This window comes from Campylobacter sp. 2014D-0258 (assembly GCF_008000495.1).
Lineage (GTDB): Bacteria > Campylobacterota > Campylobacteria > Campylobacterales > Campylobacteraceae > Campylobacter_D > Campylobacter_D jejuni.
Genome location: NZ_VOAR01000025.1, coordinates 99,191 through 122,732, shown reverse-complemented (window position 1 = coordinate 122,732; position 23,542 = coordinate 99,191). Strand labels below are relative to the sequence as shown.

Below are 23,542 nucleotides of genomic sequence, written 5' to 3'. Positions count from 1 at the left end.
TTTTATCCTTCATTTTCTAGTATGAGTTTTTTAAGAACAGCCATTCTAATAGCCACTCCATTTTTAACTTGTTTTAAAACTAAAGTCCTTTCATCGCTCATCATTTCATCGCTTATGTCAATATTGCGATTAACAGGGCCTGGATGTAGTAAAATAAGCTTTTTATCTTTTACTAAGCTTTTTTGAATGCAAAAATCATTTGCATAGTCTTTAAGTGAAGCATAAACGGTTTTATTATGTCTTTCTGTTTGTGTTCTAAGACTCATGATGATATCTGAATTTGCTATGATATTCTCATCAAGCTTATAATGTTTTTTAAGATGGGTATTAGGCATAAAATGTGGTGGAGCTACTAGGGTAATATCAAGATTAAATCTGCTTAAAAGTTCTATATTAGACGCTGCAACGCGGGAATTTTTAATATCACCTACGATGCAAATTTTTTTACCTTCGACATCGCCTTGAAAATGATTATAAATAGTAAATAAATCTAGCAAAGCTTGGGTAGGATGGGCGTGTTTTCCATCTCCTCCATTAACAACTGGACAATGCATATGCTTTGCTAATATCAAAGGAACTCCTGAGTTTGCGTGTCTTACAACAATAGCATTAGGACTCATGGCATCTAAATTAGCAGCAGTATCATAAAGAGTTTCTCCTTTGCTAGAGCTTGATCTTGAAACATCAAGGCGTAAAACCCTAGCGCCTAATCTTCTTGCAGCGCTTTCAAAAGATGAAAGGGTGCGTGTAGAATTTTCAAAAAAAATTGTCGTGATACTTTTTCCTTTAAGAAAAGTTCTAGGTTTTTCATCTAAGAAATCACTTGCTTCTTTAAAAAGCTCCATAATTTCGACTTTATTAAAATCTTTTGTAGTGATGAGATGACGCATGTTTTTGCCTTATTTGATATTGTAATTTAATTCATTTTTAGAACAAATTGCTGTAAAAAGAACATCTGTAGAACTATTTAAAGCAGTTTCAACACTATCTTGAATAACCCCTATAATAAAACCTATGGCAACTACCTTCATAGCAATATCATAGTCTATATTAAATAAAGAACAAGCCAAAGGTATAAGCAGCAAAGATCCGCCCGCAACTCCGCTAGCCCCGCAAGCTGCAAAGGTAGCAATAATGCTTAATAAAAAGGCTTGTAAAAGACTGATTTCTATGCCAACGGTATTGGCTGCAGTAAGGCTTAAAATAGCTATAGTAACTGCCGCTCCTGCCATGTTGATAGTAGCTCCTAAAGGTATAGAAATGCCATAAAATTCTTTATCTATGCCAAGTTTGGCACAAAGTGCCATATTTACAGGAATATTTGCTGCCGAACTTCTTGTAAAAAAAGCAAAAAATGCACTGTGCCTTAAGCAGATAAAAATCAAAGGAAAAGGATTTTTTCTTGTATAAAAAAAGACTATTAAGGCATTAATAACAAAAGTAACAAAAAGCATAGTAGCTACAAGTAAAATTAAAAGTTTTACATAACTTAGTAAACCTTGCGCTCCTGTTTGTGCTACAGAATTAGCCACAAGTCCAAAAATTCCAAAAGGAGCAAGTTTTACTATAAATTTAACAATTTTTAAAACCCCTTCATTGATATCTATAAAAACTTGTTTTGCTTCGTTAGAACAGTGTTTTAATGCTATACCTCCAGCTATTGCCCAAGTTAAAATTCCTAAATAATTTCCGCTTGAAAGAGCATTTATGGGATTATCGACAATTTTAAATAAAAGATCTTTGAAAATATCACTCATGTGGGTTGGAGATGAGTTTGTAGCAGTTTGAACTCCATCTAAAACAAGCTTTACAGGGAAGAAAAAATTAGCAAGAACTGCACAAGCTGAAGCAAAAAAGGTGCCTACTATATATAAAATGATAATATTTTTGATCTTAGCACCACTTTGAGAAAAATCTTTAGTGCAAATTGAGGTTAAAATTAAAATAAAAACAAGCATAGGAGCGATAGCTTTTAAGGCACTTGTAAAAAGTATTCCAAGTAAATTTGCAATTTCAGATATTTCTTTAGAGCTAATGCCTATAAGTATTCCTAGTGCTATACCTATGCAAATTTGAACTATGAGGTTGCCTTTAGCGTAGCTTTGAATGATTTTAGAAAACATAAAAACCTTTTAAATATTTTTTATATCAAAAGTTGATTTTAACTAACTTTTGCTTAATTTTAGAGAATTTTTAATTTATCAAGCTTTGATAAGTTTATTTGGATACAATTGTGGTTTATTTTAAATGAAAGGACTTTTTATGTATCTATTCACTTCAGAAGTCGTAAGTGCAGGTCATCCAGACAAGTGCGCTGATATAATCGCTGATACGATAGTGGATATACTCTTGAAAAATGACAAAAATTCAAGGGTGGCGAGTGAGGTTTTTGTCGCAGGAAATAAGGTTGTGATAGGAGGCGAAGTTAAGTCAAATCACAAACTTAGTAAAGCTGATTACGATAATTTAGTTAAAGATGTTTTAAAAAACATTGGTTATGACGGAGCAGGCCATTTTAGCAAAGAGCAGTGTTTACATCCTGATGAGGTTGATGTTATGGTGTTTTTAAATGAACAAAGCCCTGATATCAACCAAGGTGTCGATCAAGAAGATGGCGAAACAGGAGCAGGTGATCAAGGCATTATGTTTGGTTTTGCAAGTTGTGAAGCTGAGGAATATATGCCAGCAGCTATTAGTTATGCAAGAATGCTATGTGATAGAGTTTATGCTTATGCAAAAGCAAATCCACATGAACTTGGAGTGGATATTAAAACTCAAGTGACTATAGATTATGGCACTAAGGCGAATTTTGAAAATTGCAAACCGCAAAGTATTCATACTATAGTAGTTTCTGCACCTTGTGTTGAAAGTATGAAAATAGAAGATTTAAGATCTTTAGTGATGAAACTTATCTTAGATAGTAATTTACCAAAAGAACTTTTTGATCCTAATAAGACTAGAATTTTAATCAATCCAACTGGTAAATATGTTAATCATTCTTCTTTACATGATAGTGGTTTAACAGGAAGAAAACTTATAGTAGATAGTTTTGGAGGTTATTCTCCAATAGGTGGTGGTGCGCAATCGAGCAAAGATTATACTAAAGTTGATAGAAGTGGACTTTATGCAGGTAGATGGTTAGCTAAAAACATAGTTGCAGCAGGGCTTGCTAAAAAATGTATAGTTCAACTTAGTTATGCTATAGGTGTTGCAAAACCTACTTCGGTAAGCGTGGATTGTATGGGCACAAATACCAGTGTAAATGACGATGTTTTAAGTGATTTTGTAATGCAAAATTTTTCTTTAACGCCAAATTGGATCCGTGATAAATTTCATCTGGATAAACCAAGTAAAGAAACTTTTCTTTATGCGGATGTAGCAGCTCGTGGGCAAGTAGGACAAAAGGACTATCCTTGGGAAAAACTTGATGCTCTAGAACAGTTTAAAAAGCTACTTTAAAAAATTAACAATATTATACAAGCTTAAACAAGGCTTGTATAATTATAAAGAATTAATAAAGTTATATTAATTTTTGACTTAGAGGGATATTTTTCAATATCCCTCATAAATATAAAAGTTAGGAAGGAAGCTAAATTAATTTAGCTTTGGGGTAAAAACCCCTCTAAGTCAAAATATTGTTTGACAGAATTATAATATAAAATAACTTAAATTACTTTAAAATTAAAATTTTAATATTATTTTTTATCATTAAATATTTCTTTGGATAAATTTTTCCAATCTTTGCTTAAAAGCTTTTTAGGGAGTATAACTATATTCTCTTTGCCATTTGTAGCATGATAAACACTAACCCCATATTTACTTGCATAAAATTTCATTAAGAGTTGCTGGAGTTTGTATTCGCTACTATTATTAAACCAAGCATTGTTGCTTAGGGCTATAATAATTTGTGAATTTTGATAGTTTTGTTCTTTGGTAGCTTCATAACAAATTGCATTTGTGATAATTTGATTATCTAATTTATATTTGCTTTGTATAGGACCTTTGGAAAATTCTTCAATATTTTTGAGAAAATATTTTTTTGTTAAGTCTTTAAAAAATGGAATTTCTTCACCAAAGGGAACTAAAAAATGCTTATTTAAAATATAGACATTGCCTTTTTTAAAGATATAAGTGCTATTGTAAGTATGCTCTTTTTCAACATGAAATGCTCCTGTAATAATGGTGATTTTATAAGATAATTCTTTAAGCATGAGCTCATATTTGGTATTTTTTAAATCAAAAGCAAAAGCGGTTTCAGGCAAGATTACAAGTTCTTTTTTTTCATTTATAGCTTGAAGTATATCTTGAATTAAGATATCAGAATTTGATTTTAAATTTTCTTGTAAAAATTTTTGATCTTGAGAGATATTAGTATTGATGAGTTTATAGTTTAAATTAAGAGTTTGAGCTTGTTTTTCATTATATTGAAATCCACTAAAGAATAAAATAAGAACAATCGCTATTTTATAATATCTTGATATATAACCCTCATAGATGAAATATGCTATTAAAAATATGCAAATAATGCCACGATAACTTGGGTCAAAAAAACCATAAACTGTAAAAATTCCCCAATTAAGCCAATCAAATCCTAAAGGATGAATAAAACTTATGCAAAAAATTCCACAAAGCCTTAAAAAATCAAATTTTAATAAATAACATAATCTAAAAAGTAGTCCATAAATAAAACCAATGATAATTGGTATAATTGGTACTAAATAGTTTAGATTAAAATAAATTGAAGATAAACCAATCCACCAAAACCAAAGAATCCCTACAAAAAAACCTATCCAAAAATATTGTTTAGAATTTTTACTTTTTAGAAGTAAAACTAAGCCCCAAATAGCTAAAAATGGGCTAATAGTTTGTGTAAAAATATTTTCAAAAAATGATAGATAAATAGAATTTGAAAGTAAAATTGCAATAAAAAAGACTTTTATTATTTTAAAAATGATAGAATTAGTGTTTAATTTTTTTGGAATAAAGGAAAAATATGGCAGAAAATTCAATTTTAACTTCATTGTTACCTCTTGTAGTGTTATTTGCAATTTTTTATTTCTTGGTGATCAGACCGCAACAAAAACAAGCAAAAGCACATAAACAAATGCTTGAGTCTTTGCAAAAAGGAGATAAAATCATCACTAATGGCGGACTTATTTGTGAAGTCGTAAAACCAGAGGAGGATTTTATCAAAGTTAAGCTTAATGAAGACAATGTTACTGCAAAAATTTCAAGAGAATTTATAGCAAAGAAAATTGATGCGTAATTCTAAAATCAATTATCGCTTGATTATTTTTATAGCGGTATTTATTTTTGGAGTGGCTTTTTCACTCCCTTCTTTTTTGCAGTCAGAACGTGGTGCGAAGATTAATTTAGGGCTTGATTTGCAAGGCGGGCTTTATATGCTCTTAGGTGTAGATAATGAAGAAGCTGTAAAATCTAAAATAAAATCAATTGCATCTTCATTGAGTTATTCTTTTAATAAAGAAAATATTTTAAATGATGGCTTAAATACCCATGATGATATTTTAGAATTTACTTTGCTTGATAATGCAGATATTGCAAAAGTTGAAAATTTGCTTAAAGAAATAAAAGGAATTAATATACAAAGTGAAAATATGCACTATAAAATTTCTTTTACCTCAGAAGAAGTAAAAAATATAGAAAATTTTGCACTTTTGCAAGCAGTTGAAACCATAAGAAATAGGCTTGATCAATTTGGATTAGCAGAGCCAACAGTTGCTAAACAAGGTGATGATAAGATTTTGGTTGAACTTGCAGGGATTAAAACCAAAGAAGATGAACTAAGAGCAAAAGAACGCATCACAAAAGCAGCACATTTGCAACTTATGGAGGTTGATGATTCTAAAATGGGTCAAGCTTCTACAATGAGCGATACTGAGGCTGCGAGTTATGGACTGATTTTAGTGCCTGATTCTAGAAATCCAAATTTAAAATATACCTTAAAAAGCATACCTATTTTAGATGGATCTATGCTTACTGATGCTAGAGTAGGGATTAGTGATAAGAGTAATTATCCTGTGATTAATTTTACTTTAAATGCCGAGGGTTCTAAAAAATTTGCTGATTATACAGGAGCAAATGTTGGAAAGCGTCTTGCTATTGTACTTGATAATAAAGTGTATTCTGCCCCATCTATCAATGAACGCATAGGTGGAGGTAGTGGGCAAATCAGTGGAGCTTTTACCCAAGAAGAAGCGCGTGATGTGGCGGTAGCTTTAAGAAGTGGAGCTTTGCTTGCGCCTGTAAAATTGCTTGAACAAAGAAGCATAGGACCATCTTTAGGTGCTGATAGTATTAAAATGAGTATGATAGCCTTAATCGGTGCATCGGTTTTTATTGTAATATTTATGATGATGTATTACGGTGTGGCAGGAATTTTTGCAAATATTGCAATGTTGGTTAATGTTTTGGTAGTAGTGGCTGTTATGGCTATGTTTGGAGCGACTTTAACTTTACCAGGGATGGCAGGACTTGTTTTAACTGTGGGTATGGCAGTAGATGCAAATGTGATTATTAATGAGCGTATAAGAGAACTCTTGCGAGATGGAGTAAATATAAGAGCTAGTATAGAACAAGGCTATAAAAATGCTATGAGTGCGATTATAGATTCAAATATCACTTCTTTGGTTACTTCAGTAGCGCTTTATGCCTATGGAACAGGAGCGGTCAAAGGTTTTGCTGTGACTTTAGGGATTGGTATTGTCGTTTCTATGATTACAGCTATTTTAGGAACTCATGGAATGTTTGATTATTTTATGCAACGCATAGAAAAAAGTAATAATACAAGATTTTGGTTTGGTTACAGGAGAAGATAATGCAGTTTTTTAGCGAAAAGAAAATTTATGATTTTATGAGAATGCGTTTTGCTGCTATTTCTCTTTCTTTTATTTTGTTTTTTGGTTCTATTTATTTGCTTTGGGATAGGGGTTTGCAATATGGCATTGATTTTAGCGGGGGAACTTTAGTTCAGCTTAAATATGAAAATGCAGCTCCTATAACGCAAATTCGAGAAATTTTAGAAAATCAAGGAACTTTTCAAAATTTATCTGTAACTGAGTTTGGAAGCAATGAAGAAGTAACTATACGCTTTTTAGGAAGTAATGATAATGTAAGCAATGATATAGGTGAGCATATAAGCACTCTTTTAAAGGATACGGGAAAATTTGAAGTGCGTCGTGCTGATGTGGTAGGTCCAAAAGTAGGTGATGAACTTAGAAATAAAGGACTTATGGCTATAGCTGTATCTTTGATAGCAATTTTAATTTATATAGCATTGCGTTTTGAGTGGCGTTTTGCTCTTGCGGCTATAATCAGTGAAATTCATGATGTTGTGATTACTTTAGGGGCAATTTCTTTATTTAAAATTGATGTCAATTTAGATACTTTGGCTGCTGTTTTAACTGTGCTTGGGTACTCTTTGAATGATACAATTATTATTTTTGATAGAATCAGAGAAGGTATTAAAACAAGTAAAAAAACCGAACTTGCACCTATTATCAATGAAAGTGTTTCAGCAACTTTATCAAGAACGGTTTTAACTTCAGGGTTGACTTTAGCAACCGTTGTGATACTTTATTTCTTTGGCGGGGAAATGATACAAGGATTTTCTTTGGCTTTAATTGTAGGTATTATAGCGGGAACTTTAAGCTCTATTTTTGTTGCAAGTCCGACATTATTATGGTTTAAATTTAGTGTGCTTGAGTTTAGAAATAAAGAAATTGAAAAAGCAAAAAGAAAACAAGATAAAGAACGCAATCGTGCAATGTATGAAAAAGGAACTGTGTAAGGAGAATTTATGGCTTATGAAGCAAGTTTAATAGAAAAAAAATGGCAAAAAATTTGGGATGAAAATGAATATTTTGAGCCAAAAGATGACTTAAATTTGCCTAAAAAATATATTTTATCGATGTTTCCTTATCCTAGTGGACGCATTCATATGGGGCATGTAAGAAATTATACTATAGGTGATGCTTTGGCAAGATATTATCGCAAGATAGGTTTTAATGTTTTACATCCTATAGGTTTTGATAGTTTTGGTATGCCTGCTGAAAATGCAGCTATTAAACATAAAATTCATCCTAAGTCATGGACTTATGAAAATATAGCTTATATGAAAAAAGAACTTTTTTCTTTAGGGTTTTCTTTTTCTAAAAAAAGAATGCTTGCTACTTCAGATCCACTTTATACAAAATTTGAGCAAGAATTTTTTATTAAGATGTTTGAAAAAGGTTTGATTTACACTAAAGAAGCAAATGTAAATTGGTGTGAACAAGATCAAACGGTTTTGGCTAATGAGCAAGTTGAAGACGGAAAATGTTGGCGTTGTGGTCATGAAGTGGTGCAGAAAAAAATGCCAGGTTATTATGTAAAAATCACTGCTTATGCTGAGGAACTTTTAAAAGATTTAGAAGAATTAAAAGATAAATGGCCTAATCAAGTTTTAACTATGCAAGAAAATTGGATTGGTAAAAGCGAAGGTTTGGAATTTTCTTTAAATTTAGACGAAGAAAGCAAGCAAAAAGCCAAAGAAAGTTCTTTAGAAGTTTTTACTACAAGAGCAGATACAATTTATGGAGTTTCGTATATCGCTTTAGCTCCAGAACATAAGATTGTTCAAAATTTGCTTTCACAAAATTTATTAAATCAAGATGTATTAAATAAAATCAAAGTTATTCAAAATCAAAGCCCAAGAGAAAGACAAAGTTCTGAAAAAGAAGGTTATTTTTTAGGAATTTATGCCATTCATCCTTTAAGCGGAGAAAAAATTCCTTTATGGGTGGCTAATTTTGTCTTGGCTGATTATGGTAGTGGAGCGGTTATGGCTGTTCCAGCTCATGATGAAAGAGATTTTGAATTTGCAACAAAATATAATCTTGCCATCAAACAAGTTATTCAAACTCAAGAAAATTTACCTTATATGCAAAAATTAGGAAAATTAATTAATAGTCAAGAATTTGATAATCTTGATTGTAATGAAGCAAGATTAAAAATCATTTCTCAGTTTGAAGCTAAAAATATAGGAAAAAGGGTTGTAAATTTTAAAATTCGTGATTGGGGTGTTTCGCGTCAAAGATATTGGGGTGCGCCTATTCCTATGATTAAATGTCAAAGTTGTGGTGTAGTGCCTCAAAAACTAGAAAATTTACCTATTACTCTGCCTGAAGATGTGCAAATTACAGGTGAGGGTAATCCACTTGATAAACATCCAACTTGGAAAAATTGTATCTGTCCAAAATGTGGTAAAGAGGCTCAAAAAGAAAGTGATACTTTAGATACTTTTTTTGAAAGTTCTTGGTATTTTGCACGTTTTGCAAGTGATGAGAAAACTTGGCAGGAAAAAGCTTTAGATGAAAAAAGTGTAAAGTATTGGATGAGTGTGGATCAATATATAGGTGGTATTGAACATGCAATCTTGCATTTACTTTATGCGAGATTTTTCCAAAAAGCTTTAAGAGACTTGGGTTATTTAACACAAAATGAACCTTTTGATAGACTTTTAACTCAGGGTATGGTGTTAAAAGATGGTGCTAAAATGTCAAAATCAAAAGGCAATGTTGTAGATCCTGATGAGATTATAGAAAAATACGGTGCTGATACCGCAAGACTTTTTATACTTTTTGCTGCGCCTCCGGCTAAAGAGCTTGAATGGAATGATGATGCGGTTGAAGGGGCTTATAGATTTATTTGCAAACTCTATGATAGGGCGCAAAATGTTAAAAAAGGTGAGCTTGTAGAATTAAAACAAGAAAATTTAAATAAAGAAGAAAAATATGCAAGATTAAAGGTATATGAAGCTTTAAAAAAATCTTTTGAAGTTTATCATCAGAGTTTTACTTTTAATACTTTAATTGCAGCTTGTATGGAAGCTTTAAATGCTTTAGCACTTTGTAAAAATGAGGCTTTGGAGCAAGAGGCTTTTTATATTATTTTAAATATCTTAGAGCCTATTATTCCTCATGTTTGTTTTGAGCTTAGCGAGGAGCTTTTTAAATGTAAAAATTTCAAAAAATTAGAACTTAAAGAAGAGGTTTTTGTAAAAGATACTTTAAATTTAGCTGTAAGCATCAATGGTAAGAAAAGGGCTGAATTTGAAATTTCAAGTAGTGCGAGTAAAGAAGAAATTTTAGCTTTTGCAAAAGAAAATACCGCTAAATGGCTTGAAGGTAAAAGTATAGTTAAAGAAATTTATGTGGAAGGAAAGCTAGTTAATCTAGTAATCAAATGAAAAAGATTTTGATTTTTTGTATAGGTTTATTTTTAGGTGCTTGTGGATATGTTCCTACATCAAAAATCGCTAATAATATTTTTGATGAGAAAGTTTATGTTAATGTTGAATTAAGTCAACAAGACCCAAAAAATAGTATCTATGTTGCCGATACTTTAAAAGAAATGGTGATTTCAAAACTAGGGCGTAAGCTTGCTTTAAAACATGAAGCTGATGATGTAATCAATGTTAAAATGAACAATTTAGAATTTATTCCTTTGGCCTATGATAAAAATGGCTATGTTATTAGTTATAAAGCTAAGTTAAATTTAGATTTTAATGTTGTTTTTAAAGATGGCTCAAGTCAGGCTTTTAGTACAAGTGGGAGTTATAATTTTGAAATTTCTCCAAATAGCATTATTAGTGATTCTGCAAGGTATGAGGCTATTAGAGCGGCTTCAAGTGAGGCATTTGATGAGTTTATTTCTGTAATTGCTATTAAAGGGCAAAAACGTGGTTCCAAATACTAATGAAATAGCAAGGCAAACTTTAATTACATTAAAAGAAAGAAAACTAAAGCCAACCCCTGAAAATTATACGGAAATTTTTGAAGAATTGTCTTTAAAATATGGTATTACAAGTTCAAATAAGGCTAAACTTGATAAATACAAAACCTTGCTTTTACCGATTTATCAACAAGAATTAAATTCTAAAACTATAAGAAGTTTAGAAGAGTTAATTAGTTTTTTAATTTCTGTTTTAAATAGACAAAGCGGAAAACAATTTAGTGAATTTTTTGATTTTTTATCTACCATATCTAAAACTTTGCAAATAAGTAAAGACAAAAAGATAAGAGATTTGGCTAAAGTGACTTCGATTAGAATTTCTAAAACTATGGATAGTGAAAGTATTTACTTGCTTACTAAAAAATGGAAAGAGCTTGAAAGAAATTACGATGAAAATGACTTAGAGGAACAAGCTCGTAAATATGGCGTTAGCAAATATGATGATTATGATAGTGTGATTAAAAAACTTTTAGTCAAACTTGAAGAGCGTAGTTATGAGCGTTTTAGTGAATTATTATGTTTAGGTTTAAATCCTTCATTGGTGGAAGATTTAAAAATTCAAGGTTTTATACAAAATTTAACACAAAAGCCTTTTGTAATAGGCGAAGAAAATTTCAAAAACGAATTAATGGAATTTATAAATCATCGTATAATGGTTGATAATATGTATGTCCAAAAAAATTTAAATTTTTTTAATGATAATCTAAAAAAAATCTATGAATTGCTTGTCTTGCTTAATAAATCGAATGAAAAAAATATGGATTTTATCAATACCTTAAAACCAGATGAAAATGGGGAAGTAAAACTTAGTTTTGAGGATTTAAAACTAAAATTTAAACAACTTGGAGAAAAAATTACATCTTTAAATAATCAAATTGAATTCACGCAAAGCTTAGAAGAGAGAGAGGCTTGGAGTGTTCTTAAAGAGCTTGATAAAATGGATGAAAATTTTAATAAGTATAAAGTTAATTATTCTTTAGCTTTATTTTCTATAGTAAATTACCGTTTCATTATGGAAAAATATGGTATGGGAAGTTTGAATGAAATTTTTGTTCGATTTAAAAAAATTTTAAAAGATTCTTGTAGCGAATTTGATGAACTATGGATGATAGATGAAAAGAGTTATTTGATTGTTTCGCCAGGAAAAAGCAAAGATGAAATTACACAGCTTGTAAATACAAATCTTAAAACTATAGAAAATTTTAGATTTATTTATAAGCAAGATATTATAACTCCTAAAATTCACGTGGCTTATCTTGATAAGCAAAGTAAGCCAAGTATTAATATTTTAGATGAGTTAATAAAGCAAATTGCAGCGGTTAATGAACAACATAATGAAAGTTGAGAATTTTTTAGCTCAAAAAAGTATAAATTACGATAAAATTGATCGTTTTTTGATGTTTAGAATGTATGAAAAATATAAGAAATATTTTAAAAATATTCCTATAATCCAACTTATAGGCACAAATGGTAAAGGTAGCACGGGTAGATATTTAACCCAACTTTTAGAAAATTTAAATTATAAAATAGGGCATTATACTAGCCCGCACATTTTCAGTTTTAATGAAAGATTTTATCTTGATGGTAAGATTGCGAATGATGAAGAATTAGAACAAGCTCATATAAGACTTGAAGAAATTTTTAAACAAGACTTGCAAAAATTAAGTTATTTCGAATATGCTACTTTTTTAGCTATGATTTTATTTCAAAAATGTGATTTCATTGTTTTAGAAGCAGGAGTGGGTGGAGAATATGATGCTACTTCTGTTTTTGAAAGAAGAATGAATATTTTTACAAGAATTGGATTTGATCATATTCAAATTTTGGGCAATTCTTTAGAAGATATTGCAAGAACCAAGCTTAAAGTTATGGCGCCTATAGCACTTATAAGTGATGAGCAAGAGCAAAATGTTTTAAATTTAGCAAAAAAAATTGCTTTTTTAAAAAAAGCTAATTTGCAAGTTTCTTCCTTAAATCCTTTTTTGAAAGAAAAATTTGAGATTTATTGTAAAAAGTTTGTTTTACCTTGTTTTTTAAAGCATAATTTAAAGCTTGCATTAAAGGCTTGTGAAATTTTAATTTCGCAAGAAAAAACCTTAGAAGCTTTAAAAAAGTTACAAGAGTTAAATTTACAAGGAAGATGCCAAGAAATTTCTCCAAATTTTTTTGTTGATGTGGGTCATAATCCCATGGCTGCTAAGGCTATGCTTGATAAATTTCAAGGAGAAAAAATAAATCTTATTTATAATGCTTATTTGGATAAGGATATTTTTCAAATTTTAAATACATTAAAGCCTATTATTGATACAATACAAATATATAAATATAAAAGTGCAGAACGAAAGCTGGCCGATGATGAAATTTATAGTATTGCATCAAAGCTAGGTATACAATGTAAAGAATTTGTAAAATTAGAAGAGAATAAAAAAAATCTAGTTTTTGGTTCTTTTATGCTGGTAGAAAATTTTTTAAAGGAGTGGTGTGGTAAAAAATAAATTCACTATTACCATTACAGATATTAACGGTTCAAGACATTTTTATTTAAATCAAATAATCAAAAAAATAGTTTTTTATACTATTGCTTTTATTGTTTTATTTTTAGTTTTTAGTGGTTTTTATATCAAATATCTCGATAGCAAACTTAGCGATATCAGTGAAAAGCGTGAGGAGCTTTTGAAAAAAAGCAAAGAATTGGAATTATCTAATTCGCAAATGCAAAAAAGCATAGAAGAAAAAACTCAGCAGTATGCAGCTATAGAAGATAAAATAGCTTCTTTTGAAGAGGCTTTGGGCTTAGAAGCAGAAAATAATCTTACAATTAGTGCAAGACTTGATAATCTTCAGCTTACCAATGAGCAGCAACTTGGAATTTTGGGACAAATTCCTAATGGATGGCCTATTGAAAATAAAGGCATTACAGGAAATTTTGGCTGGAGAGAGCATCCGCTTTTAAAAAGAAGGGAATTTCATCCTGGTATTGATTTAAGAGCAGAAATTGGTACCCCTATTTATGCACCAGCAAGTGGAGTAGTGGAATTTTCAGGTTATAGTGATAATGGCTATGGCTATAATGTAATTTTATTGCATAATTTTGGTTTTAAAACAGTATTTGCTCATATGATGCGCAAAGAAGTAGTCAAAGCAGGTCAATTTGTTAGCAAGGGGCAGTTGATAGGTTATAGTGGCAATACAGGTCTTTCTACGGGACCGCATTTGCACTATGAGGTAAGGTTTATTAATAAAACTTTAGAACCTTTGTATTTTTTAAATTTGCAAAGAAAAAATATGAATGATTTTTTTAATCAAGAAAGGAGAGTTCCATGGCAATCTTTAATAAAGGCGGTATCAGCCCAACATCCAGCTCTAGCTCAGAAACAACAGTAATTTCTTCAGGTGCGAGAATTGAGGGTAAATTTTATTTTGCTTCTATGCTTCATGTTGATGGAGAGTTAAGTGGTATTATTCATTCTGAAAGCATTGTGGTTATCGGAAAAAATGGAAATTTAAAAGGTGAATTACAAGCAGATAAAATTGTAGTAAATGGGTATTTTGAAGGGCAACTTGAGGCCAATAGTTTAGAAATTTTAGCAGGCGGAGTTGTTAATGGCGATATTTCAACGCAAAAAATTTCTATAGAAAATGGCGGTCGCTTTAATGGAACTAGTAAAATTAAAGAAGATACTATCAAACTTATTGAAAATAATAACGAAGAATAATGCAAGCTTCATTTTATGAATACCTACAAAATCCAAAAATTTGTGAACTTTTGCTTTGTAAAGATGAAAAACAAGCAGATTTACTTGCTCAAGTTTCACGATTTAAGGGTTTAAAAACCTTTGTTTTACCTGATTTTAGAGCGCAGTTTGGAGATGATTTAAGGGCTTTTTCCAAAGAACTTTTTGATCTTTGCAAGATTTTAAATGCTTATCATAAAGAAGAAGAAAAAAAAATCCTTATTTCTCCTTTAAATACTGTTTTAAAAAAACTTCCTTCAAAAAAACATTTGCAAAATTATCATATCGATAAAAAACAAAATTTTAATTTGAAATGTTTTAAAGATGAAATTTCAAGATTGGGATACGAATTTGTAGATATAGTTCAGGATAAAGGTGAAATTTCAATTCGTGCGGATATTATTGATATTTTTTGTATCAATGAAGAAAATCCTATTAGAATTTTGCTTTTTGGCGAAGAGATTGAAAGTATAAGATATTTTGATTTGCAAAGTCAAAAGTCTATTCCTAATGAACTAGAACATTTTGAAATTTGTCCTTTTTTAAAATATTTTGACAAAGAAAATTATGAAATTTTTAAGGACAAATTAGAAGATTTTCAAAGTGATACTTTAATACATGATATCAATTCTTTAGGGTTTTGGTGTATTGATGATTTTTTTGATTATTTAGAACTTGATTTTTTAGCTTGTGAAAAGTTTGATATTAACGAATATGAAAAAGATATAAGTTTTGTGAATGCAAAAATTTTACCTCAAGCTAAAAAATTTAAAGAATTGCAAAGTTCTTACAATAAAGATTTTTTTGAATTTCATAAAAATAAAAAAATCACACTTTTAGCTAAAAACGAAGCTTTGTTTAAAGCTTTGGAGCTTGAAGATACTCAAAATATCCATTTTGTAAAAAGTGATTTAAGGCTTAATCTTATTAGTCCTGAAGAGCTAATCATTTCTTTAAATCAAAAAGAAAAACAAAAAACAAGAAAAAAAGCTAGTTTGATTATAGATGAGCTTAAAAATGGGGATTATATAGTACACGAAGATTACGGAGTGGGTAAATTTTTAGGTCTTGAGATGATAGTGATAAGCGGAGCAAAAAAAGAGTTTGTTGCTATAGAGTATCAAAATTCTGATAAGCTTTTATTACCAGTGGAAAATCTTTATTTAATTGATAAATATTTGGGCGTGAGTGGATCTATTCCAAGTTTAGACAAATTAGGTAAAACAAGCTTTATTAAACTTAAAGAAAAATTAAAAACTAAACTTTTAGCCATAGCTTCTGAAATTGTTATTATGGCAGCTAAAAGATCTTTAGTGCAAGCAAAAAAAATCACAGTGGATTTAAATAGACAAGCTGATTTTATAACTAGTGCGGGTTTTATTTATACAAGCGATCAAGAGAAAGCTTGTCATGAAATTTTGCAAGATTTTCAAAGTGGAAAAGTTATGGATAGGCTTTTAAGCGGTGATGTGGGTTTTGGAAAAACTGAAGTCGCTATGAATGCTATTTATCCAGTAGTTAAAAGTGGATTTTGTGCATTTTTATTTGCGCCTACAACTTTGCTTTCTCATCAGCATTATAAAACCTTAAAAAAGCGTTTTGATCCTTTTGATATAGAGGTTTTTAAACTGGATCGCTTTACAAGTAGTGCAGAAAAAAAACAAGTTCTACAAAATTTAAAAGAAAATAAAGCTTGTGTAGTTATAGGAACTCATGCGCTTTTAAGTGTAGAATGTGAAAATTTAGCCCTTGTTATTATTGATGAAGAGCATAAATTTGGAGTGAAGCAAAAAGAAAAGCTTAAAGAAATCACTCAAAATTCACATATTTTATCCATGTCAGCAACCCCTATACCAAGAAGCTTAAATCAAGCTTTAAGTTCTATAAAATCTTATAGTGTTTTGCAAACTCCACCAGAAGATAGAATGGATGTAAGAACTTTTGTCAAAGAAAATGATGACGCACTTTTAAAAGAAGCTATAGCAAGAGAGTTAAGACGTGGTGGGCAAATTTTTTATATTCATAATCATATTGCAAGTATAGAGCAGTGTAAAAAACATTTATTAGAACTTTTTTCCACTTTGCGTATTTTGATTTTGCATTCTAAAATCGATGCCAAGGTGCAAGAAGAAGAAATGTTGAAATTTGAAAACAAAGAATATGATTTGCTTTTAAGTACCTCTATCGTAGAAAGTGGGATTGATTTACCTAATGCAAATACTATTATAGTAGAAAAAAGCGATCGTTTTGGTATGGCTGATTTGCATCAATTGCGTGGGCGTGTAGGAAGAAGTGATAAGCAAGGTTATTGTTATTTTTTAATCGAAGATAAAAATGCTATCACAAAAGATGCTTTAAAGCGTCTAGTTTCTTTAGAAAGTAATTCTTTTTTAGGTGCAGGTTCTGTTTTGGCTTATCATGATCTTGAAATTCGTGGCGGTGGAAATTTATTAGGCGTAGATCAAAGTGGACATATCGAGCAAATTGGATATAGCTTATATCTTAAAATGTTAGAAGATGAACTTAATGCTTTAAGTAAAAATGAAGTGGATCAAAAAGAAAATAAACTTGATTTAAAACTCAATGTTAATGCCTTTTTAAACAGCGAACTTATCAGCGAAGATCGCTTAAGATTAGAACTTTATAGAAGACTTAGCAAGTGTGAGCAAGTTCATGAGGTTTATGAGATCGAAGGTGAAATTGAAGATCGCTTTGGAAAACTTGATGTTTATACTAAGCAATTTTTATCTTTGATTATCATTAAAATTTTAGCTTTAAATAAATTTAAAAGTATTAGCAATTATGAGCAAAATATTCAATTTACTGCTTTAAATGATGAAAAAGAACTCATCAAGGCAAAAAGCAAAGACGATGATGATATTTTAGAGGCAATTTTGACGCATTTAAGAAAGGCTTAAAATGGATTGGAATAAAACTTATGCAGCAATTTATAGAGCAAGAAAAGACTATTTAAAGCCTATTTTTGAAATCGATCCTATCACTTTAAAAGATTTAGTAGGTATGGAAAGTCAAAAAAAAGCACTTTATGAAAATACTTTAAATTTCATTCAAAATAAAGGAGCAAATCACGCACTTTTATGGGGATCTAAGGGCACTGGAAAATCAAGTTTAATTAAAGCCATATTTAACGAATTTAAAGATCAGGGCTTAAGACTTGTCGAATTAAATAAAGAAGATTTATTTGCCTTAGCAGATATCATCGATGAAATCAGATTAGAAAATTTTAAATTTATACTTTTTTGTGATGATTTTTCTTTTGAGAAAGGAGATGATAGTTATAAATTTTTAAAACCTTTGCTTGAGGGAAGCATAGAAAAAGCCCCAAATAATGTAATTATTTATGCGAGTTCAAATCGTAGGCATTTATTAAGTGAAAGTATTGCTGATAATCTTGATACGCAAATTGCACATACAGAACTTCATTTAAGCGATGCTGCCGAAGAAAGATTAAGCTTGAGTGATAGATTTGGTTTGTGGTTAAGTTTTTATCAAGGAAATTTAGAAGAGTATTTAAAGATGATAGATTTTTATTTTAAAGATTATTCTTGTGATAAAGAGCTTTTACACGCTAAAGCTAAAGAATTTGCTACTCTAAGAGCAAGTAGAAGTGGTCGTACTGCAAAGCAATTTTATTTGGCTTTTAAGGAGAATTTTAAATGACTGGAGCACAAATTTTTACCAAGCTTTTAAATTTGGATTTAAATTATCATGATTTTGATTGGCTTGAAAATCAAGGATTGAGTGAATTTGAGCTTTTAATTTCTGTGATTTTAACTCAAAATACAAATTGGAAAAATGTCTTAAAAGCTTTAGAAAATTTAAAAAAAGAAAATATTGCAAGATTAGAACAAATCAATACTTTATCCAATTTAGAACTTGCAACTTTAATCAAGCCTAGCGGATTTTATAACACCAAAGCCAAGCGTTTGAAAGGCTTAGTAGAAAGTATCATAAACACTTATGAAAATTTAGAAAATTTTAAAACAAATGTAAGCAGAGAATGGCTTTTAAATATCAAAGGTTTGGGTTTTGAAAGTGTTGATGGTATTTTAAATTATCTTTGCAAAAGAGAGATTTTGGTTGTAGATAATTATAGTTTGCGTTTGGCTTTTTGCTTAGGCTATGAGTTTGAAAATTATGAAGAATTAAGAGAATTTTTTCAAAGTGGTATAGAGAGTGAGCAAGAAAATTTGTGTAAAATTTTAGGGAGAAAATGCGAACTTTACGAACTTTATCAAATTTTTCATGCTTTGATTGTAGCTTTTGCAAAACAGAGTTTTAAAGGACAAAAATTAAGCTCTAAGGGTGAAGAATGGATCAAAATTTTAAAGGAAGATTTATGAAAGCAAAAGGAAGCGAACTTATACCTGTTTTAACTATAGCAGGGAGTGATTGTAGTGGTGGAGCAGGGATACAAGCCGATCTTAAAACCTTTAGTGCGCACAATCTTTTTGGTATGAGTGTGGTTTTAAGTGTGGTAGCTGAAAATACCGCAAGGGTGATTTCTGTACACGATATACCTACTCAAAGCGTAGATGAACAAATGCTTGCCGTATTTGAAGATATAGTGCCAAAGGCAACTAAAATCGGAATGATAGGATCTTGTGAATTAATGAGCTGTGTAGCTAAAAATTTAAGCGAGTTTAAACCTCAAAATGTAGTGATTGATCCTGTAATGTTTGCTAAAAATGGCTATGCTTTAATGCCGCAAGAAAATTGTGATTTTTTCAAACAAACCATAGTAAAATTTGCAGACATTCTTACGCCTAATATTCCTGAAGCAGAGTTTTTATGTGGTTTTAAGATCGCTAATGAAGAGCAGATGATAAAAGCAGCTAAGCATTTATGCAGCTTGGGGGCTAAGGCAGTTTTGCTTAAAGGCGGACATAGTGAAACAAATGCCAATGATGTGCTTTATGATGGAAAAGAAATTTATATTTTAAAAGGCGAACGCATAGAAACTAAAAATACTCACGGTACAGGTTGTACGCTTTCTTCGGCTATTGCTAGTAATTTAGCTAAAGGCAAGGATTTGTTTCATGCTGTTAGTGAAGCTAAAGAATATGTAAGAAATGCGATTTATTATTCACTCAATCTTGGAAAAGGTTGTGGTCCTACAAATCATTTTTTCAAGTTTTTAGATGAAAAATAAATTAGATCTTAGTCTTTATCTAGTTGCTTCTCAGGGAAATAAAAGCGAGGAGTGTTTTTTAAATACTTTAGAAAATGCTATAAAAGGCGGAGTAAGTATCATACAACTTCGTGAAAAAGAGCTTAATGCAAGAGAATTTTATAAACTAGGCTTAAAGGTGCAAAAACTTTGCAAGGCTTATAAAATACCTTTTTTGATTAACGATAGAGTGGACATAGCTTTAGCCTTAGATGCTGATGGGGTGCATTTAGGACAGGAAGATTTAGAAGTAAAACTAGCTAGAAAGCTTTTAGGAGATGAAAAAATCATAGGCTTAAGCCTTAAAAAGCTAGAACAACTTGAGTTCATACAAGGAGCAAATTATTTAGGTTGTGGAGCTATCAAGGCAACGCCTACTAAAGAAAGTTCGCTTTTAAGCCTTGAGCTTTTAAGCCAAATTTGTGATAAAAGTCCTATAGGGGTTGTAGCTATAGGAGGGGTTGATAAAGCGGTGCTTGATGAGTTAAAGAGTATAAATTTAAGCGGCGTGGCTGTGGTTAGGGCGATCATGGATGCTAAAGATGCTTTTTTGGCAGCTAAAGAGCTAAAGTGTAAAATCTATGAAAATTTATCTCTTAAATGAAACTCCTTTTGAAGGGGTAGAAAATCTTATTTTAAATGAGATTGTTTTTTATGATTTTAGTATAGATTTGAGTTTGTATGATGCTTTAATCTGTACTTCAAAAAATGCTTTAAAAGCTTTACAACATGCAAAAATCACTTTAAATTTCAAACTCAATTTATACGCTGTAGGACAAAGTACAGCTCAATACGCTAAAAATTTAGGTTTTAAAAAGATTAAAATTTCATCAAAGGCTTATGGAAAAGATCTTTTTCTTGAATTTAAAGAGGAATTAAAAACGCAAAAATGTTTGTATTTAAGGGCTAAAAATATTGTTTCAACTTTAAATTTGGATCTTAAAAATGCAGGTGTGGATTTAGATGAAGTGATTGTTTATGAAAATGTTTTTAAAAAAGGTGACAAAAAACTTACTCATCCTGCTATTTTTATATTTACCTCTCCTTTAAGTGTAGAAAATTTTTTAAAATTGTATAGCTTAAAAGAAGAAGATAAGGTTGTAGTTATAGGACAAAGCACAGCAAAGAAGCTTTTAAATTTTAAAAATCTTTATATATGCGAAAATCAAAGTCTTTTAGAGTGTGTTAAGCTTGCTAAGACTTTGGTTTAATTTTTTAAATTCCAAAAATTTTCTTTGGGATAAATGATAATGCTTTTTGTGAGTAAAATTTCATCATTGACATTTTTATCACGATTTAAAGCAATGCTAATGTGGGCTATAATAACACCATCTTTGTTTAAATTTGCATCGGGATTGAAGTTGGAAAATTTAAAATTAACACATTGTGCAATAGGATAAAAATATTTTATTTTAATCAAAGCTTTTGCGTAATTAAAATATATATTATCTAAACATTCTTTATTTTCTTGCTTTGCTTGATATAAAAAATATTTAGAAAATTGTGTTGCATTGTGACTTAAAATTTGAGCTTGAAGGTAGTAATAACTATCTTGGATTATTTTTGGAGTGTAGCTAGATATGTTTAAGGTCAAGCTCATCCATAGACTTATTAGTAGTATTAAAAAAATTGTCCAAATTAAAACATAAGCTTTTTTCATAGTAAAATTCTTTTTTCAAGGCAATATTTTGTTTGTCTTTTTAGGCAAATTTTTAATTTATTGTTTTGCAGGTTAAATGAGCTTATGTTTTTAGAAATTAATCCTTGTTGGTTTAATTGTTCATTAAATTTTGGCTTTATTTCATATATAAGTTCTTCATTTTGCAATTTGATAACTAATTGAGCTTGCAAAGGAATAAAACTACCTGTAAAATTTGTAGATATACCATTTTCTAAGATGGATATTTTTTCAATCTTATTAATTTTATAAGCATAGCTAATATGCTCATTGTCATTGTATAAATCTTTTCTATTTTGGAGTTGTGTTTTAAAATCAGAATGAGGTGAATAAAGTGTATGATTATTTTCTAAAATAAGAGCAGAATTAATAAGATAAAGTTTATTATCTTTTAGGCTAATTAACTCATCTTTTAAAAGACATTTTAATGTATTTTGTGAAAATGTAATATTAATACAATTTTGTATTAATTTTTCTATTTTAAGCAAGTTTAAATGTGCTTGAGTGATAAGATTGTTTGTATGTAAAGCAGTGAAATTTAAATGATAAAAATCCATTAAAGGTTTTGAAAGTAAGCTAGTTATAAAAGTAAAAAGTATTAGTGATATTATAAGTTCAAAAAGTGTAAAAGCTTTGCTCATTCTTTAAAATAAACGCTATAATTTTGATCTTGAAAGTATAATTTTTGAAATTGAAATATACCATCATTAACAAACTGTTCTTGTAAAACTATAGGTTTTAAGGCTGAAGTTTGAAGTATGATGGTTTTAAAAATGGGCTTTTCATATAATTCTTCTTGAAGTTTATAGAGTCTTTCAAAAATATTTAAATTTTCATAGTTTTTGTAAAGTTGAGTATAGTAATAAAAAATGCCAATGAAAATTAAAGATATGATCGTTATAGCACTAATACTTTCTATAAGTATGAAAGCCTTTTTCATTTAGTGCTGCTAGCATTTATGGCTTCAAAAAAACTTCCGCGAATTCCTTTTTGTTCGAGTATTTTTATGCCTTTTATTGTAACTCCGCCAGGGGAGCAAATATTTTCTTTGATAATAGCTGGATGTTCATGTTCTAGTAAAGCACTAGAGCTTTTAAATAAAGAGCGCGTAAGATTAAGACTAAGTTCTTTTGATAAACCTTCATAAACTCCAGCATTAGCAATGCTTTCTGCTATAAGTGCTAAAAAAGCAGGAGCGCAGCCGCTAATCGCCATAGCTGCATTCATTTGTATTTCATTATCTAATTTATAAGCCGAGCCAAAAGTTTTTAAAATGTCTAAAATTTCATTTTCAAAATGAGAGTTTTTAAGTATATATGGTGTGGTTGAAGCCTTGTATTTAGCTGCTGTATTGGGTATTATTCTAACATAATTTTGAGCTTTGATGGTTTGTAGTTTTTCAAAATCAACATTGGCTAAAACAGAGATTAAGATACGTGCTTGTCCTTTTAGCATTTGAGCAATATTTTCTAAAGCATAAGGTTTAAATGCTAAAATAACATCTTTACCTTCTATGTTAAAATCTTTGTAAAGTAAGGTTTTAAAGCCTTCTTTGGCGAGGGCTTGAAGTTTTTCTATACTTCTTCCTACTATACAAATTTCATAATCATCTTTTAATCCATAGGCTAAGGCTGTTGCCATAGATCCATTTGCAAGTATATAGAGCATTATTTTTTAATATAATTAGCAATTTGATCAGCTTGAAAAAAGTCGGGATAATTAACTGTATCTAGTATCACTTGTACCATAGTATTATTATCAAGATTAATGACTACTGGAGCTAGAAAATTCACTGTCGATTCTTCAATGCTTTTTGCTATGGCTACTATATTAAAAATTTTCATATTAGATTCAGGTGTTAAAGAAAGAAGCTCTTGATAATAAGTTGGTATATCAAATTCATAATCAGGTCTAATCAAATAAGGATTAATTAAAACAAAAGAAAAGTCTTTACCATCAAGACTTTTAAGTCTTACAAATACTTCATCGATAGTTGAAAATTCCATATTTTTGGTTTCTTCAAAACCTAAGATAGGGCATTTAACAGCTAGGGTCATGTTTTCTCCTTAAGTTATAATGTTTAATATTTTAACATAAAATAAGCAATAATCATTCCAAAATTTTAAATTATTTAATTAATTTTAT

Annotated in this window: 24 protein-coding genes; 16 read left to right on the top strand and 8 right to left on the bottom strand. The window is 29.9% G+C overall.

Annotated elements, in window-relative coordinates; all coding sequences use genetic code 11:
* Nucleotides 1-2 precede the first annotated feature (2 nt).
* Together SR62_RS05380 and sstT are read right to left on the bottom strand one after the other, a co-directional pair.
* Entirely contained in the window at nt 3-890 is an 888-nt protein-coding gene (locus SR62_RS05380; RefSeq protein ID WP_002855708.1) for an aspartate carbamoyltransferase catalytic subunit, read from the bottom strand.
* Between the two features lie 9 nt (nt 891-899).
* Nucleotides 900-2,123 (bottom strand): serine/threonine transporter SstT, encoded by a 1,224-nt coding sequence (gene sstT / locus SR62_RS05375; RefSeq protein ID WP_147502295.1) that lies wholly within the window; start codon nt 2,121-2,123, stop codon nt 900-902.
* A gap of 139 nt (nt 2,124-2,262) precedes the next feature.
* On the opposite strand from sstT, the gene metK reads away from it, so the two are divergent.
* The gene (gene metK, locus SR62_RS05370; RefSeq protein WP_002852836.1) at nt 2,263-3,459 is read left to right on the top strand and encodes a methionine adenosyltransferase; all 1,197 of its coding nucleotides are present in this window, start codon (nt 2,263-2,265) and stop codon (nt 3,457-3,459) included.
* 236 nt (nt 3,460-3,695) lie between these two features.
* On the opposite strand, the gene SR62_RS05365 is transcribed toward metK, so the two are convergent.
* Nucleotides 3,696-5,021: an apolipoprotein N-acyltransferase gene (locus tag SR62_RS05365; RefSeq protein ID WP_002856545.1), complete on the bottom strand. Its 1,326-nt coding sequence runs from the start codon at nt 5,019-5,021 to the stop codon at nt 3,696-3,698.
* On the opposite strand from SR62_RS05365, the gene yajC reads away from it, so the two are divergent.
* Genes yajC through SR62_RS05290 form a run of 15 tightly spaced genes read left to right on the top strand, consistent with a single transcriptional unit; the run spans nt 4,994 to nt 20,930 of the window.
* Nucleotides 4,994-5,266 (top strand): preprotein translocase subunit YajC, encoded by a 273-nt coding sequence (gene yajC / locus SR62_RS05360; protein ID WP_002786346.1) that lies wholly within the window; start codon nt 4,994-4,996, stop codon nt 5,264-5,266. The two genes, SR62_RS05365 and yajC, sit on opposite strands and share 28 nt — an antisense overlap.
* The gene (secD, locus tag SR62_RS05355) at nt 5,259-6,839 is read left to right on the top strand and encodes a protein translocase subunit SecD (RefSeq protein WP_002892216.1); all 1,581 of its coding nucleotides are present in this window, start codon (nt 5,259-5,261) and stop codon (nt 6,837-6,839) included. The genes yajC and secD overlap by 8 nt, the downstream gene beginning before the upstream one ends.
* On the top strand, nt 6,839-7,810 hold the full coding sequence (secF, locus tag SR62_RS05350) for a protein translocase subunit SecF (RefSeq protein ID WP_002858025.1): 972 nt from the start codon (nt 6,839-6,841) through the stop codon (nt 7,808-7,810). The genes secD and secF overlap by 1 nt, the downstream gene beginning before the upstream one ends.
* A gap of 9 nt (nt 7,811-7,819) precedes the next feature.
* Nucleotides 7,820-10,249 (top strand): leucine--tRNA ligase, encoded by a 2,430-nt coding sequence (leuS, locus tag SR62_RS05345; protein WP_002872537.1) that lies wholly within the window; start codon nt 7,820-7,822, stop codon nt 10,247-10,249.
* Nucleotides 10,246-10,758: an LPS assembly lipoprotein LptE gene (gene lptE, locus SR62_RS05340; protein ID WP_002867193.1), complete on the top strand. Its 513-nt coding sequence runs from the start codon at nt 10,246-10,248 to the stop codon at nt 10,756-10,758. The genes leuS and lptE overlap by 4 nt, the downstream gene beginning before the upstream one ends.
* Nucleotides 10,742-12,139: a hypothetical protein gene (locus SR62_RS05335; protein ID WP_147502294.1), complete on the top strand. Its 1,398-nt coding sequence runs from the start codon at nt 10,742-10,744 to the stop codon at nt 12,137-12,139. The genes lptE and SR62_RS05335 overlap by 17 nt, the downstream gene beginning before the upstream one ends.
* Nucleotides 12,105-13,289 (top strand): folylpolyglutamate synthase/dihydrofolate synthase family protein, encoded by a 1,185-nt coding sequence (locus SR62_RS05330; RefSeq protein ID WP_074484149.1) that lies wholly within the window; start codon nt 12,105-12,107, stop codon nt 13,287-13,289. The genes SR62_RS05335 and SR62_RS05330 overlap by 35 nt, the downstream gene beginning before the upstream one ends.
* Nucleotides 13,276-14,178, top strand: coding sequence for a M23 family metallopeptidase (locus SR62_RS05325; protein WP_002866112.1), 903 nt, complete (start codon nt 13,276-13,278; stop codon nt 14,176-14,178). Before SR62_RS05330 ends, SR62_RS05325 begins: the two co-directional genes overlap by 14 nt.
* Nucleotides 14,115-14,510, top strand: a complete 396-nt coding sequence (locus tag SR62_RS05320) for a polymer-forming cytoskeletal protein (protein ID WP_002868630.1) — start codon at nt 14,115-14,117, stop codon at nt 14,508-14,510. The genes SR62_RS05325 and SR62_RS05320 overlap by 64 nt, the downstream gene beginning before the upstream one ends.
* Complete coding sequence (locus SR62_RS05315) at nt 14,510-17,446, top strand: DEAD/DEAH box helicase (protein WP_002892221.1); 2,937 nt, start codon at nt 14,510-14,512, stop codon at nt 17,444-17,446. Before SR62_RS05320 ends, SR62_RS05315 begins: the two co-directional genes overlap by 1 nt.
* A gap of 1 nt (nt 17,447) precedes the next feature.
* Nucleotides 17,448-18,209: an ATP-binding protein gene (locus tag SR62_RS05310; protein ID WP_002892222.1), complete on the top strand. Its 762-nt coding sequence runs from the start codon at nt 17,448-17,450 to the stop codon at nt 18,207-18,209.
* Entirely contained in the window at nt 18,206-18,892 is a 687-nt protein-coding gene (locus SR62_RS05305) for an endonuclease III domain-containing protein (protein ID WP_002892223.1), read from the top strand. Before SR62_RS05310 ends, SR62_RS05305 begins: the two co-directional genes overlap by 4 nt.
* The gene (gene thiD, locus SR62_RS05300) at nt 18,889-19,701 is read left to right on the top strand and encodes a bifunctional hydroxymethylpyrimidine kinase/phosphomethylpyrimidine kinase (RefSeq protein WP_002892225.1); all 813 of its coding nucleotides are present in this window, start codon (nt 18,889-18,891) and stop codon (nt 19,699-19,701) included. Before SR62_RS05305 ends, thiD begins: the two co-directional genes overlap by 4 nt.
* Complete coding sequence (thiE, locus tag SR62_RS05295; RefSeq protein ID WP_002892226.1) at nt 19,691-20,323, top strand: thiamine phosphate synthase; 633 nt, start codon at nt 19,691-19,693, stop codon at nt 20,321-20,323. Before thiD ends, thiE begins: the two co-directional genes overlap by 11 nt.
* On the top strand, nt 20,301-20,930 hold the full coding sequence (locus SR62_RS05290) for a uroporphyrinogen-III synthase (protein WP_147502293.1): 630 nt from the start codon (nt 20,301-20,303) through the stop codon (nt 20,928-20,930). The genes thiE and SR62_RS05290 overlap by 23 nt, the downstream gene beginning before the upstream one ends.
* Here SR62_RS05290 and SR62_RS05285 read toward each other — a convergent pair.
* Genes SR62_RS05285 through fliW form a run of 5 tightly spaced genes read right to left on the bottom strand, consistent with a single transcriptional unit; the run spans nt 20,927 to nt 23,454 of the window.
* Complete coding sequence (locus tag SR62_RS05285; protein ID WP_002869049.1) at nt 20,927-21,379, bottom strand: hypothetical protein; 453 nt, start codon at nt 21,377-21,379, stop codon at nt 20,927-20,929. The genes SR62_RS05290 and SR62_RS05285 overlap by 4 nt on opposite strands.
* The gene (locus SR62_RS05280; protein ID WP_002866103.1) at nt 21,376-22,038 is read right to left on the bottom strand and encodes a hypothetical protein; all 663 of its coding nucleotides are present in this window, start codon (nt 22,036-22,038) and stop codon (nt 21,376-21,378) included. Before SR62_RS05280 ends, SR62_RS05285 begins: the two co-directional genes overlap by 4 nt.
* Nucleotides 22,035-22,337 carry a transformation system protein gene (locus tag SR62_RS05275; RefSeq protein ID WP_002855822.1) on the bottom strand — a complete coding sequence of 101 codons (303 nt, stop codon included), beginning with the start codon at nt 22,335-22,337 and terminating at the stop codon, nt 22,035-22,037. Before SR62_RS05275 ends, SR62_RS05280 begins: the two co-directional genes overlap by 4 nt.
* Nucleotides 22,334-23,065, bottom strand: coding sequence for a pyrroline-5-carboxylate reductase (locus SR62_RS05270; RefSeq protein WP_002880800.1), 732 nt, complete (start codon nt 23,063-23,065; stop codon nt 22,334-22,336). Before SR62_RS05270 ends, SR62_RS05275 begins: the two co-directional genes overlap by 4 nt.
* Entirely contained in the window at nt 23,065-23,454 is a 390-nt protein-coding gene (gene fliW / locus SR62_RS05265; RefSeq protein WP_002852982.1) for a flagellar assembly protein FliW, read from the bottom strand. Before fliW ends, SR62_RS05270 begins: the two co-directional genes overlap by 1 nt.
* Nucleotides 23,455-23,542: the final 88 nt, after the last annotated feature.